Origin of the sequence: Winogradskyella psychrotolerans (genome assembly GCF_018860565.1) — a bacterium.
GTDB lineage: Bacteria > Bacteroidota > Bacteroidia > Flavobacteriales > Flavobacteriaceae > Winogradskyella > Winogradskyella damuponensis.
The window spans coordinates 337,913-352,617 of sequence record NZ_JAHKPS010000009.1; the positions used below are offsets into that span (position 1 = coordinate 337,913).

The following is a 14,705-nucleotide window of genomic DNA, read 5'->3' on the forward strand; positions in this document are numbered from 1 at the left end:
TACCATTCAAATATTACTCTCGTTTCCATACCAAAAGCAATAAGATAAACGTTTCATATTTGTATTTTTGTCCAATTCAAATTCAACACCATATTTAAGACTTAAAATGAAATCATTATTTGCAACATTTTCTATTGTATTAGTATTGGTAAGTTGCAATTTAAAGAGCAAAAAAGGTAATAGCGTTAAGACCGTTAATATCCAAACAGACACTATTAAACCTATTGAAAAACCTGAGTCTAATCTCACTAAAGCGTTTGTATTAGGGAAATTTAATTATAAAACCGACAGTACATTTACAAAAGTGAGTTTAGAACATTCAGCAAAAACGTTATACCTTAATAAGGTGGTTTATGCTGATTATATAAAAATGTATAAGGCAGCAAAAAAAGAGGGTATTGATTTAACCATTTTATCTGGAACACGAAATTTTAATGAACAAAAAAACATTTGGGAACGCAAATGGAATAAGTATAAAACTCTAGATCCAATTACACGTGCTCAAAAAATTTTAGAACGTAGTGCTATGCCTTCTTCATCTCGTCATCATTGGGGAACGGATTTAGACCTAAATAGTTTAAGTAATTCGTATTTTAGCAGCGGAAAAGGAAAAGCCACTTATGATTGGCTACAAGCTAATGCTAATAATTATAGGTTCTATCAAGTTTATACCAACAAAGAAAATGGAAGAACAGGTTATAATCTTGAAAAATGGCATTGGTCCTATTTACCTTTGGCAAGTCGGTATTTAGATTTTTACAATACTAATGTTACTATTAGCGATATTAGTGGATTTGAAGGTTCTGAACTTGCTAGAGATTTAAACATTATAGAATACTATATTAATGGTATTTCTAAAAAAGTGAAAGAATATAAATAAATAATAGATTTCCGAAGTATTAGGAAAGTTAACATGGCAAAAAAAACAATAAAAAAGAAAACCACCACCAAAGCAAAGCCTAAAGCAAAAGCAAAACTAAAAAGGCCTTCGTTTCAACTAACCAATCAGCATAAACTGATATTGGGTAGCTTTCTTATTATAATGGGTATACTTCTTTTTGTCTCATTTTTATCTTTTGTTTTTACAGGCAAAGAAGACCAAAGCGTACTTCATAGTTTTCCTGAGCGTTCTACAGAATATAAAAACTGGGCAAGCCAACTTGGTGCTTGGGTTAGTGAATTCTTTATAACTCAAGGTTTTGGTTTACCTTCCTTTATTTTTGCTGGGTTATTATTTCTTTCTGGCGTTTATGTTACTTTAAACCTAAAAAAATCTAAACTTAGAAAACATTGGATTTGGGGAACACTCATTGTAATATGGTTATCTGTTCTATTTGGTTTTTTTACACATAAATACGACCTTCTTGGTGGTACAATTGGTTTTGAAATGAATCAATTCTTTCAAGATTATATTGGTAAAATTGGAACGGCACTTTTATTACTTCTTGGGCTTATTACATATTTAGCTATTAGATTTAAAATTACTGGAGACACTATTGTAAATAGTTTTAAACGCGCTCAAAGTTCAATTAAAGAAGATTTAAAATCCGAAAAAGAGACTAAAGAACCAGCAGTAATCTTTGACAATAATTTAACAGAAGAAGCAGAAGCCATTAAATCTGCCTTCGAAATTCCATTAGAAAATACAGAGCCTACCATTAATAAACATTCTAAACCAAAATCGAAAACAGAAGATATAGCTGAAAAGTTAACGATGGAAGTTACAGAAAAACCTAAAGAAGAAACCGTAGATGTTCCAGAATTAAAAGTAGAAATAGAAACTGTTGAAGAAGAAAAATCTGAATCTGATAATTTAGCAGATAAATTGGTTGAAGATTTTGGGCAATTTGATCCTACACTAGAATTAGGTAAGTATCAATTTCCAACTTTAGACCTATTAAAAAAATATGATAACGAAGGGATTTCAATAGACCAAGAAGAGCTTGAAGAAAATAAAAACAGAATTGTAGAAACATTACTAAACTACAAAATTGGTATTACAAGTATTAAAGCTACCATTGGCCCAACAGTTACACTTTATGAAATTGTTCCTGATGCAGGAATTAGGATTTCAAAAATCAAAAATTTAGAAGACGACATTGCACTTTCGCTTGCGGCATTAGGTATTAGAATTATTGCTCCAATTCCTGGAAAAGGAACTATTGGTATTGAGGTTCCAAATAAAAATTCGACTATTGTATCAATGCGCTCTGTAATTGCATCGCAAAAATTCCAAAAATCCGAAATGCAACTACCAATCGCATTTGGAAAAACGATTAGCAACGAAACCTTTGTTGTAGATTTAGCCAAAATGCCACACATGCTTATGGCTGGTGCTACTGGTCAGGGTAAATCTGTAGGTCTAAATGCTGTTTTAACCTCACTACTCTATAAAAAACATCCCGCTGAAGTAAAATTTGTATTGGTCGATCCTAAAAAAGTAGAGCTCACACTTTTCAATAAAATTGAACGCCATTATTTAGCAAAACTACCCGATAGTGAAGATGCTATTATTACAGATAATACTAAGGTTATTAACACCTTAAATTCGCTTTGTATAGAAATGGATAACCGTTATGAAATGCTTAAAAATGCATTTTGTAGAAACATTGCAGAATATAACGCGAAGTTTAAAGCTAGAAAATTAAATCCAAATGATGGTCACGCCTTTTTACCTTATATCGTTTTAGTGGTAGATGAGTTTGCCGATTTAATTATGACCGCAGGTAAGGAAGTAGAAACACCAATTGCGAGATTAGCACAATTGGCACGAGCAATTGGAATACATTTAATCATTGCAACACAACGTCCTTCTGTTAACGTTATTACTGGTATTATTAAAGCCAATTTCCCAGCACGTATTGCGTTTAGAGTAACTAGTAAAATTGATTCTCGTACTATTTTAGATGGTTCCGGAGCAGATCAATTAATTGGTCGTGGAGATATGTTATATACACAAGGAAACGAATTAATAAGAATTCAATGTGCTTTTGTAGACACACCAGAAGTTGAAAAAATCACAGAATTTATAGGCTCACAAAAAGCTTATCCAGACGCACATTTATTACCAGAGTATGTTGGTGAAGAAGGTGGCACAAATCTTGATATAGATATCTCTGATAGAGATAAATTGTTTAGAGAAGCAGCAGAACTTATTGTAACAGCACAACAAGGTTCGGCGTCTTTATTACAACGAAAACTAAAACTAGGTTATAACAGAGCTGGTAGAATTATAGATCAATTAGAAGCTGCTGGTATTGTTGGCAATTTTGAAGGTAGTAAAGCTCGGCAAGTTTTAGTACCAGACTTAGTGGCTTTAGATCAATTGCTAGAAAACGAAAAACAATAAAAAAACTTAAATAGACTTAAAAAAGATAAAATGAAAAACTTAATTCTAATAACATTTTTAACACTAGGATTTACTGTATTTGCACAAAATGATAACAAAGCCGAAGCTTTATTAAACGAAGTGAGCACTAAAATAAAAAGCTATAAAAACATCAGTTTAGATTTTAAATACGAATTAAATAATCTTAGCGAAAATGTAAAACAAGAAACCCGTGGCGATGTCGTTATTGAAGGTGAAAAATACAAACTTAATATTTTAGGTGTTACGCGTATTTTTGATGGAAAAACATTATATACAATAAGTCCTGAAGATGAAGAGGTAACAATTTCATCAGACAATACCGAAGATGAAAGCACCATAACACCAAGCAAAATGTTATCCTTTTATGAAAATGGATATACTTATAAAATGGATATTATTCAAAATGTAAGAGGAAGAAAAATTCAATATATAAAGTTAAACCCTATGGATACTAATTCTGAAATAAAACACGTCTTATTAGGAATTGATGCCACAACAAAACACATATATAATCTGATTGAAGTTGGTAAAAATGGAACAAAAACAACATTAACTGTTAATTCTTTTAAAACCGACCAACCTATTTCAAAAACCTTATTTACATTTGACAAAAGTAAATACAGTGATTACTTTATCAATAAAATAGACTAAGGTTTAATGAAAATATTAGATAGGTACATACTTATCACATTTCTAAAGACGTTTTTTAGCGTCTTTATTATATTCATGTTTATCTTTATTTTGCAAGGTGTTTGGCTATATATAGCTGAACTTGCTGGTAAAGATTTAGACATTACTGTGACTGCGAAATTTATTTTGTACTATATGCCAAAGCTAATTCCTTTGGTGGTACCTCTAACCATTTTGTTATCCTCTATAATGGTTTTTGGGAACTTTGCAGAAAATTACGAGTTCGCAGCTATGAAATCTACAGGCATCTCGCTACAACGAGCCATGCGAAGTTTAAGCGTGTTTATTGTTGCGCTTGGAGTTGGATGCTTCTTTTTTGCCAACAACGTTATTCCTTGGGGAGAATATAACTTCTATAACTTAAGACGAAATATTGCTAAAGTAAAACCAGCATTAGCGATTGCTGAAGGTCAATTTAATGAAATTGGTAACATTAATATTAAAGTCGAAGAAAAGTATGGTGACAGAGGTCAATTTCTAAAAGGAGTTGTTATTCATAAAAAAAATCCCGCACGTTCAGGGAATTATACCGTTATTATCGCAGAAAAAGGGGAATTAAAAAGTAGTCCTGACTCCAATATTCTTCAACTTGAATTAATAAACGGAAATTATTACGAAGAAGTAATCAATAAAAACTCAAAGAAAAACCTAAATAAACCACATGTTAGGAGCTATTTCGAAAACTATTTATTTAATGTAGATTTAGAAATATTAAATTCTGAGGACTTAGAAGAAAAAAGTCACAACGACAGGTACAATATGCTTAATGTAAGTCAATTATTAAGGCAAATTGATACACTCGAAAAAAAGAAAAACAAGGATTATTCAGATCTATCAAACACCCTGTATAACAGAAGTACTTATGCCTCATTAGGTACAAATATAGATACGACAAAAACCGATACTATTTTTAAAGGCGAAAGCATATTAGACCTTTATAATACCACTCAAAAAATCCAAATTGTAAACTTGGCTTTAAGCTCTTCAAATAGTACAAGACAAATTATAGATGCAAATACCAAATCTTTTGAAAAATCTTCTTTTTGGCTAAATGATCATATTATAGCTTTGCACGATAAATTTGTTTTAGCCTTTGCTTGTGTTATACTCTTCTTTGTTGGTGCACCACTTGGAGCTTTAATTCGTAAAGGCGGACTAGGCTTACCAATGGTTGTTGCCATTGTGTTATTTTTAGCCTATCATTTCTTTAATATTTTCGCTAAAAACAGTGCAGAAAAAGGCGGTTTAGATCCCATAATTGGTGCGTGGTTATCGACGGCCGTTATGTTACCTCTAAGTATTTACTTAACGACACGAGCTACAAATGACAAAGGTGTTTTTCAATTTGACGTTATTTTAGTTCCTTTAAAACGCTTGTTTACATCAAAAAATGAGCTTCAACTTTCTGAAAGTGATACCAAAACTTATAATTATTATAAAAAATACTCAATTGAAGAGCTGGTAAGTATTATAAAAAAGCAAGATGAATTTGATATCGATAAAAAACCAAAAGAGATTGCTTTACATAGTTTATTAAATCGTAAAATTTCACTTGAAAGTTTAAAATCTGAAGGTCTAGAAATTCCTGATAAACTTATAAAAGCCCGTGTTTTATTGAAAGATTATAAAGATTACTCTAAAACGAGTTTAATTAGCTATTCTACAGGAGTCATTCTATTAGTATTATATTTTGTATTTAGAAATAATAATCTAGCTCAAATTGCAGAAGCCTCTTTAAGCTTAAGTATTATTGCGTTACTATTTTTTGCTATTTATGTTATTGTAGATGCTTTTGTATATTCAAAATTCTATAAAACTATTGATCAAAAAGGCAAACGCATCAACCCATTAATTCTTATTCTTACGCTGCCTCTATATCCTTTAAAGTATATAATGTTAAGAAACCGAATTTCGCAAGACTTCTATCTAAGCTGTCTTCAAAATATAAAATAACTGTATCTTTACTTCATCTAAAAAAATCATAATGATAACTAAAACCAAACATACAAAAATGAGCCTAAACACTATAGAAGAAGCCATTGAAGACATAAGACAAGGCAAGGTTATTATTGTTGTAGATGATGAAAATCGTGAAAACGAAGGAGACTTTTTAGCTGCAGCAGAAAAAGTAACTCCGGAGATGATAAATTTTATGGCTACACATGGTCGTGGTTTAATTTGTGCTCCACTTACAGAACACCGTTGTGAAGATTTAGAATTAAACATGATGGTAAGAAATAACACAGACCCAATGGAAACTGCTTTTACAGTTTCTGTAGATTTAAGAGGTAATGGTGTAAGTACTGGTATTTCTGCAAGCGATAGAGCAAAAACGGTACAAGCTTTAGTAAAAAAAGACACCAAGGCTTTTGAATTAGCAAGACCAGGTCATATTTTCCCTTTAGTTGCTAAAGAAGGTGGTGTTTTAAGACGAACTGGCCATACAGAAGCAGCCATAGATTTTGCGCGTTTAGCTGGTTTTGAACCTGCAGGAGTTATTGTAGAAATAATGAATGAAGATGGTACAATGGCACGCTTACCACAATTAATAAAAGTGGCCAAAAAGTTTGATTTAAAAATTGTATCTATTGAAGATTTGGTGGCTTACCGAATGGAATATGATTCTTTAATTGAAAAGAAAGAAGACTTTGATATTGAAACACGTTTTGGTAAATTTAGATTGAGAGCTTATTTACAAACAACCAATAACCAAATTCATATTGCTTTAACAAAAGGAACTTGGAAATCTGACGAGCCAATTCTAACACGTGTTAATGCTACTTTAGTAAACAATGATATTTTAGGTACTTTAACAAATAATGCAGACAAAAAGCTAGATGATATGTTTAATGTAATTAATACAGCTGGTAAAGGCGCTATTATATTTATTAATCAACAAGCTGAGTCTATGAACTTACTAACACGCCTTTCTATTCTTAAAGAAAACCAAGTTGAAGGTAAATTAGTTAAAGCTCCAAGCATTGGTATGGACACTAAAGATTTTGGTATTGGCGCTCAAATACTACACGATCTAAAAATAAGCAAGCTCAAATTAATATCCAACAGCTTACAAACTAAACGTGTTGGGATGATTGGTTATGGTTTAGAAATTGTTGAATATGTAGAATATTAAAAATAAGAAAGCCACTCCCTACAGTGACTTTCTATACGTTCCCATAAACATGAAAACTTCTCAAATATTGAGTTTTTTTTTATAATTTATACTACTCTTTAGTTCTTTTTTCAGACTTAATATCTTTTGCTTGGTCTAAACTATAATTTTGTATTATTTCTGAATTATTGTCTTGTGAGGTTTCGTTACTATGATTCACTTCTTCGCTTTTATTTTCTAAAACTTGTATTCTTTCTTTATTTTCTCCAAATTTTCTATTTAAAGGTTTAAAACGCATATCTGTATATTTAGAGACTAAACCACCTCTTTCTTCATCTGCTCTAGTTGCTACGATTTGATAACTAAACTTTGTGTTTGAATCGCCATTGTTTAACTCAACAACCTCAAACCCATGAGCTGTTTTGTTGGTGACATAGACACCATTACAATCTCCTTCTAATTGCACAAATACTTTCATAGGATGATTTTCATCTACTGCTATATTCTTTGTTAAAATAGGGTCGAGCTTAATAAAGGCTCTACCGCTACTTAATTGACCTATTCCATAATCTTGAAACAATGCCTCTGGAGCCTCTGGAGCTACCATAATTCGCTCTTCTCCAGCATTGTCTTTTACTAATGTTGAAACAGCTCCAATGCCTAAAATTTTGTAAGCCGTATTATCTATTATAGAACCAACTGTTGCCATTGCAGGAATAGTATAGGTAGCTGTACCATTGTAACCTGCAACATAAAATAATCCTCCCATTTTGTCATTGGTAGTACTTACATTAACATAATCAGCCTTACCTTCTACTCCTATTTTTGTTGCGGCAGCATTAATACCTGTAATTCCATCTGTAAAATAATAACCATTTGATACCCATCCTAAATCACAATAAACATTATTAGAGCTCACAACAATACCATGGTTGTCTGTTGTTGTTGTCGCAGTTATAGCTCTTCCAGTACCTCTTTGTATTACAGTCATTGCATCAACATTACCTGTAGTTTTATCAATATTTAAACCTCTTACATTAGCATTAGATCTAATGTCTATTTTTGCTGAAGGAGCTGTTGTACTAATTCCTATTCTGTCAGTTCCTCCATTTACAAAAAACATATTAGCATCATTATTAGACTCAATTCTAAAATCATTATCTCCACTTGTTTCATTAAATACAGCAGAGCCCCTAACGTCTAAAGTTGATCCAGGTGATGTTGTGCCAACACCAACTCTATTTGTACTTGCATCTACATAAAACGTATTATAATCAATGCTTAAATCTCCATTATTACCATACTGCAAATACATTAATGTATCATCATTTGTTATAACTTCATTGCCATCTAATCGTAATGAATTACCTATTTCTAAAACACCAGAGCCTGGATTTCCATTAGCATCCGCAGTATTTGTAAACTCAACTCTGCCTGAATTTACTTGAAAATCACCATTCGTTGCGTTTATTATTCTACCAGCACCTGGCCCACCTTGGTTATATGCTTGGTTTAAGGTATTTCCTGCACGTGAAATTGGAATCCAATTAGCTCCATTCCAAAAATAATAGCCTACTCCATTTCCTCCAAGAACAGCAGCATTGGTATTCCAAACTAATAAACTTGTTGCTGGTGTAGCAATTGGTGAGGTACCATTTGTAACATTTACTAAACTTACACGTGGAATTAATAATCCGCTATCTGAAGATGAGACATCTAAAGCAGATGAAGCATCTGGGTTTGTAGTACCAATACCAACTTGGGCATATGATAGTACTGTTAGTAAACAAAAACTAATAATAATGGCTGTTTTTTTCATGGTTGGTTATTTTAATGGTGAACTTATTCTTTGCTAAAATGTGTGCTTTTTATAACCTTATTTTTATGTACTATATTTAAATTATATGTACCTTTTTCTAAAAGGTTAACATTTATATATATTTTATTTGATGACAATTTTTCAATATTGCCCACAAGCTTTTTATTAGTCATAAAGCTATTAATGAAGGGTTAAAAATTTTAATTAATAAGGAAGGGTATTACATTTGTAAAATTAGTTGAGACGTAACTAATTAATTATAAGATATGTAACAAATACTATGAGTTATGTAACATGTCAATGAATACAAGCATTACGAGCCATGAAGAGCATTAAATTTAGCTCAATAAATGGAAAAATATAAGACTAATTACTGCTTAGAAATAAACTCGGTTGGAGAACAACCATACATTTCTTTAAAACATTTTGCAAAATAAGAATGGTCATTAAAACCCACCGAATATCCAATCTCAGAAACATTTGCATCGCTCTTTTTAAGCAGATCCGCTGCTAATTTTAAACGTTGAGAACGTACAAATTCTGTTGCAGACAAACCTGTAAGTGCTTTTAATTTTCGGTGTAATTGCATACGACTCATACCTAATGCTTTGCTGAAATCTGCTGCACTAAAATTTGGTTCTGTAATGTTGTCATCAATAACAGTGTTTACCTTTTCTAGAAATTGAGCATCAAAGTTATTAATAGCTATATCTGTTGGTTTTAACACTAATTCTTGACTATAGCGCTCACGAAGTTTTAACCTAGATTCAATTAATTTTTTTACTCTAATTTCTAATAATTTTGTTTTAAAAGGCTTAGTAATATAATCATCTGCACCTGTTTCTAACCCTTTAAATCTATCAGTATCTTCAGTCTTTGCTGTTAATAAAATAATAGGAATATGACTAGTACGTTCGTCTTGTTTAAGAATTTCAGATAATTGGAAGCCATTTAATTTTGGCATCATTACATCAGATATAATAATATCTGGGACTAACACAATAGCCTTTTCTACTCCTATTTCGCCATTAGCAGCCTCAACCACTTGATAGCTGTCTTTAAAAACCGATTTAACAAAAGTTCGTATATCCTCATGATCATCTACAATCAATAAAATAGGACGGTTCTCATCTATAACGGCTTTAACTGCTGCTTTTTCTAATTTAATTGTATCCTCTTTTTGTTTAATCATTGAAGGATTGGTAAAAACACCTGCGAAATCACTTGGCTTAAATTGTGACTTAAGAATGGGTAAATAAACTTTAAATAGTATTGTTTTATTAGAAGTATTTTCTACAGTAATTTCTCCATAAGATAAGTTAACAATCTCTTTTACTAATGATAAACCTATGCCGACTCCTTCTGTATTTTCATCTGCTTGATAAAAACGGTTAAAGATATTATCAACCTGCTTTTTGGTTAATAAATTACCTTTATTCTCTACCTGCAGTTGTAATGTATCATCTAGAACTAATGCATTAAAATTTATAGCACTATTTTTAGGTGTGTATTTAAAAGCATTAGACAGTAAATTTATAACCGTTTTTTCAATAACATCTTTATCAAACCAAACGTTATTTAATTCATCTATATTAATAGTATAGTTTATGTGTTTCTGAGTGGCTTGATGTTGAAAAGAAGATGCCATAGATTTTAACAAAACAGATAAATCTCCTTGACTTACTTTTAGTTTTAAATGACCAGCCTCTAACTTAGATAGGTCCAACAATTGATCTACTAAATTGAGTAATCTATCCGAATTACGTTGAATCATTTCAAAATCAGTTCTATCTTCTTCTGTAAGGTTTGAACTGTTTATGCGCTTATCTATTGGTCCAGAAATTAAGGTTAATGGTGTTCGAAACTCGTGAGATATATTGGCGAATAATTTTGATTTAAAATCATCGAGTTCTTTTAATTTTTTTGTGGTTTTTTGTCGGTTTTGAAATAGAACAAAAAAGAATAATCCCGCTATTGTTGTTAATCCCAAACCTCCTAAATAAAGATTGCGCTGATTAGTTTTCTGTTCTTCAGATAATTTTTTTTGCGATTTTAACAGTATGATTTCTCGCTCTTTTTTAGCCGCTTGATATTTAGCATCTAATTCAATCGCATTTTTACTATTCTCCTCTTTAAATATAGAATCCTTAAATACAAACGCTTTCTGCATATTCACAAACGCATTTTTATAATCGTTCTTTAACTCATATAAATAAGCATAATCTTTATATAAATTCTTTCTTCTATCGTCGGTAGAAAAACCATGCGTTTTAAAAATAGCGGCTGCAGAATCTAAATATTTCAACCCTTTGTCTGGCTGGTTAAATCTTCTAAAAACAGAACCTAACCCATAATAAGCTTCACTGATTTTTACAGAATCATTTGATTTTTTAATAACTTCTAATCTTTTCTTATAATTAATCTCAGCTGCTTTATAATCTTTGCTCGAAGCATCTATAGATGCCAATGTATAATACACATTCGCAATAAATTTGTAATTCTTTTCTTTTTGATAATATTCTAGGACCTTATTAACGTATATCCTTGCTGTATCTAAATGCTCCTTAGTATCTCTTGCCTGGGACATAAATCCGTGCCACTCACCCAATCTATATTTTGTAAGGTTAATTAATTTTTCGTCGTTAGTCTCCTCCGCAAGATTTATCGCCTCCAATATATAATCCTTAGCCTTTAAAACTCCTGGCATCGTCAATCTGAATTTAGAGATTTCTGCACGATAAATTTTAGTCATTATGTAGTCCTCTGTAATGACCTTCTCTATTTGATATAATGAATCTATTTTATTGAAAAAAATTAAGGCAACATCATCTTTTTGTTGTTTGTAAAACAATTTACCTTGCTGTAAAAATGCTTTACTTAATAAATCTTTATCACGTAATCTAAGCGCTATTTTTTCGGTAGTCTTCGCATATATTTTACTCGAATCACGATTTTTATTCTCAATAAGTTTTGAAATATTTAAATTAAGTTGTGCTTGATGTTGACTAATTTCTGTGTCTGACAAAAGAACTTTTAATGAATCTAACTTCTTTTGGTTTTGCCCATAGAAAACAAATGATATGAGTAAGAAAATAATAAAAAGCTGATATTTCATAAAATATATTATTATACACTTAAAGATACGCAATATTATGAAAATGAATAATTTAAGATTATAATATTTGTAACACGATTTGTTACATGCTTTATAATAAAGCAGGTTTTATTCTATTTTGCTCGCTTTTGTAACATTAATTTTAACTTCCCTTTCCGCATTAAATAATGTAATTAAACAAATAATTACACCTATAGATATAGCACTATAATTACCACAGAATAGACTCTTAATTGAAAATTAATAAGCTTATGTACGCTGTTTTACATACATATTATGTGTGCTTAAATTGTAAGATTAAGGTGCCTCATTGGCATTATAAAACCTTGGCCTAATATTTAAATAATACTTTTTCGCCTAAATTCTATAATACGCTGTCTTACAGATTTTACACCACCAACAACCAACTTTAATTAGATAAAGCAGATTAAAAATAATGCCTCTCATTTTTTAACAGCTATATAAATAAGAATTAAGCGTTTAAATACCTACACTAATTGTAAGAATGGTAGGAAATAAAATATAGTTGGTAATTTTAAAAAACACTTTTAATAGCGTTTACCATTTTTTCAGCGCGTTCTTTAACTTCTTCTTCTGTCCAAGACAACTTAATTAAACAAGAAATATTTCGAGATATATAATGGTCAGACTGTTCAAAGGTTTTTGTTTGTAGATAGGCTAAACCTTCTTTAACTTCATTAGAAATAGGGAATAAAGATTTTAAATCTTTAAGATGATCCCATTTTCTAATATAATGCCAGTTATTTTGGTAGTAATTCCAACATGCATCAATACCGTTTTCTTTAAATGCGGCCATAACCTTTTGAGCAGATTCTGCGTCTGGTAAGAAAAAATTTAAAAATGCATAACTTTCTTCTCCCCCTTTTGGAACCCGTCTAAAAGTAACTCCTGGGACTCTAGCTAATGCATTTCTTAAAATTGTATAATTGCGCTTTTGAATAGCTATAAACTCAGGTAAACGCCTCACTTGTGCCAACCCTACAGCAGCATGCAACTCTGAAATTCTAAAATTATAACCTAAAAAAGGATGGGTTTCTGCTCCTCTGTCATGACCTATATGGTCATGCCCATGATCGCTGTAATGATCGGCATTAATATAATAGTCTTTATTATTGGTTACTACAGCTCCACCTTCACCACAAGTTATCGTTTTTACAAAGTCAAAAGAAAAGCACCCTAAGTCCGCAATGCTTCCTAATGGTTGCCCTTTATATGTACCTCCAATAGCTTGACATGCATCTTCAACAAAAACCAGATTATGATTATCACAGATTGATTTTAAAGCATCCATATTTGCCATGCTTCCACACATCTGTACTACCATTACTGCTTTTGTTTTTGGAGTAATCGCAGCCTCAACAGCTTTTGGATCTAATGTCAAAGTATCATCTATATCAACTAAAACTGGAATAGCTCCTAGCATCATAATAGCTTCAAAACTCGCAACAAATGTAAACGTAGGCATAATCACTTCGTCTCCTGCTCCCACTCCTGCTGATGCTAAGGCTACAGAAACGGCTGCGGTTCCACTTGATACTAATTGTACATGATTAGATTCAAATGTTTTTTCTAATTCAGCTTCTAACTCTTTAGCTTTCCAATGGCCATTTCTCATACCATCAAAACCATAGCGCATTAAAACACCATTGTCTAAAACATCATTTACTTCGTTTCGTTCTAAATCGCTAAATAATTCGAATCCAGGCATAGATTGTAATAAATATTAAAAGTTGAATTTAAGCTAACAAATATACAGTTTTGAGATTTTTATTTTCATAAAAAAATTACAATTCTATAATGGTCTCAGATAAATCCTTTCTTACTTTTTTAAAGTCCGCAAACATATCATCATTGGCTCTATATCCTACTGGTAGAAGCAACACAGACTTAAGACCTAAAGCATCTATTCCTAATATTTCATCTAAATCATTGGAAATAAACCCTTCCATTGGGCAACTATCAATTTCTTCTACAGCACAGACTGTCATTAAGTTTCCTAACGCAATATAAGCCTGTTTGGTTGCCCAATCTATCTTTTTAATACTAGGCATTTGATTAATTGTTGACTTCAATTGTGATTTAAAAGGATATAAAACAGAATCTGGAGTATTTCTTATGGCTTTTATGGTGTCAAAATGTGCTTCAATATCATTATCATCAATTTCTTCCTGAATACAAAGCACTAATAAATGAGAAGCATCTACAACTTGACGTTGGCCATAGGAGACATCGACTAAACGTTCTCTAATAATTTTATCTTCAACTACTATTAATTTTAAAGTTTGTAAACCATACGACAAAGCTGTTAAATTAAAAGCTTCTTTTAGTGTATTCAACTTTTCTTCTGAAAGTGATTTAGTAGTATCAAACTTTTTAGTAGCGTAGCGCCATTTTAACTTTTCTATGATAGACATATCATTTTTTTTTGTAAAAATACGGAATAAACTTATGAGTTGGTTTGCGCGAATTAAAAGTCTATTTACTTAAAAAGCTGAATGATTTTATTTTTTATCATTCAGCTTTCTAATTAATGTTCTTATAAAATGCAGCTATTTTTTCAAGGTAAAATGGGCTTTAT

At 31.2% G+C, this 14,705-nt stretch carries 9 protein-coding genes; 5 read left to right on the plus strand and 4 right to left on the minus strand.

What is annotated here, in order from left to right:
- Window positions 1-106: 106 nt before the first annotated feature.
- From KO504_RS04040 to ribB, 5 genes are read left to right on the plus strand one after another with little or no spacing between them, the layout of a single operon-like run.
- Window positions 107-880 carry a M15 family metallopeptidase gene (locus tag KO504_RS04040; protein ID WP_215925043.1) on the plus strand — a complete coding sequence of 258 codons (774 nt, stop codon included), beginning with the start codon at window positions 107-109 and terminating at the stop codon, window positions 878-880.
- Between the two features lie 33 nt (window positions 881-913).
- A complete protein-coding gene (locus KO504_RS04045; protein WP_215925044.1) occupies window positions 914-3,349 on the plus strand; it encodes an FtsK/SpoIIIE family DNA translocase in 2,436 nt (811 codons plus the stop codon).
- A gap of 30 nt (window positions 3,350-3,379) precedes the next feature.
- Window positions 3,380-4,021 carry a LolA family protein gene (locus KO504_RS04050; protein WP_215925045.1) on the plus strand — a complete coding sequence of 214 codons (642 nt, stop codon included), beginning with the start codon at window positions 3,380-3,382 and terminating at the stop codon, window positions 4,019-4,021.
- A gap of 6 nt (window positions 4,022-4,027) precedes the next feature.
- The gene (locus tag KO504_RS04055) at window positions 4,028-6,013 is read left to right on the plus strand and encodes an LptF/LptG family permease (protein ID WP_215925046.1); all 1,986 of its coding nucleotides are present in this window, start codon (window positions 4,028-4,030) and stop codon (window positions 6,011-6,013) included.
- Between the two features lie 31 nt (window positions 6,014-6,044).
- On the plus strand, window positions 6,045-7,193 hold the full coding sequence (gene ribB, locus KO504_RS04060) for a 3,4-dihydroxy-2-butanone-4-phosphate synthase (protein WP_215925047.1): 1,149 nt from the start codon (window positions 6,045-6,047) through the stop codon (window positions 7,191-7,193).
- A 91-nt stretch (window positions 7,194-7,284) separates the two neighbouring features.
- Here the strand turns inward: ribB and KO504_RS04065 are convergent, their stop codons facing one another.
- From KO504_RS04065 to KO504_RS04080, 4 genes are all read right to left on the minus strand, one after another.
- The gene (locus KO504_RS04065) at window positions 7,285-8,991 is read right to left on the minus strand and encodes a hypothetical protein (RefSeq protein ID WP_215925048.1); all 1,707 of its coding nucleotides are present in this window, start codon (window positions 8,989-8,991) and stop codon (window positions 7,285-7,287) included.
- 370 nt (window positions 8,992-9,361) lie between these two features.
- Entirely contained in the window at window positions 9,362-12,106 is a 2,745-nt protein-coding gene (locus tag KO504_RS04070) for a response regulator (protein ID WP_215925049.1), read from the minus strand.
- 535 nt (window positions 12,107-12,641) lie between these two features.
- A complete protein-coding gene (locus KO504_RS04075; RefSeq protein ID WP_215925050.1) occupies window positions 12,642-13,835 on the minus strand; it encodes a DegT/DnrJ/EryC1/StrS family aminotransferase in 1,194 nt (397 codons plus the stop codon).
- A 76-nt stretch (window positions 13,836-13,911) separates the two neighbouring features.
- A complete protein-coding gene (locus KO504_RS04080; RefSeq protein WP_215925051.1) occupies window positions 13,912-14,541 on the minus strand; it encodes an NAD(P)H-dependent oxidoreductase in 630 nt (209 codons plus the stop codon).
- Window positions 14,542-14,705 lie beyond the last annotated feature (164 nt).

Coding starts and splice junctions, on each gene's coding strand:
- KO504_RS04040 (WP_215925043.1), top strand. CDS start 107: ATGAAATCATTATTTGCAACATTTTCTATTGTATTAGTATTGGTAAGT.
- KO504_RS04045 (WP_215925044.1), top strand. CDS start 914: ATGGCAAAAAAAACAATAAAAAAGAAAACCACCACCAAAGCAAAGCCT.
- KO504_RS04050 (WP_215925045.1), top strand. CDS start 3,380: ATGAAAAACTTAATTCTAATAACATTTTTAACACTAGGATTTACTGTA.
- KO504_RS04055 (WP_215925046.1), top strand. CDS start 4,028: ATGAAAATATTAGATAGGTACATACTTATCACATTTCTAAAGACGTTT.
- ribB (WP_215925047.1), top strand. CDS start 6,045: ATGATAACTAAAACCAAACATACAAAAATGAGCCTAAACACTATAGAA.
- KO504_RS04065 (WP_215925048.1), bottom strand. CDS start 8,991: ATGAAAAAAACAGCCATTATTATTAGTTTTTGTTTACTAACAGTACTA.
- KO504_RS04070 (WP_215925049.1), bottom strand. CDS start 12,106: ATGAAATATCAGCTTTTTATTATTTTCTTACTCATATCATTTGTTTTC.
- KO504_RS04075 (WP_215925050.1), bottom strand. CDS start 13,835: ATGCCTGGATTCGAATTATTTAGCGATTTAGAACGAAACGAAGTAAAT.
- KO504_RS04080 (WP_215925051.1), bottom strand. CDS start 14,541: ATGTCTATCATAGAAAAGTTAAAATGGCGCTACGCTACTAAAAAGTTT.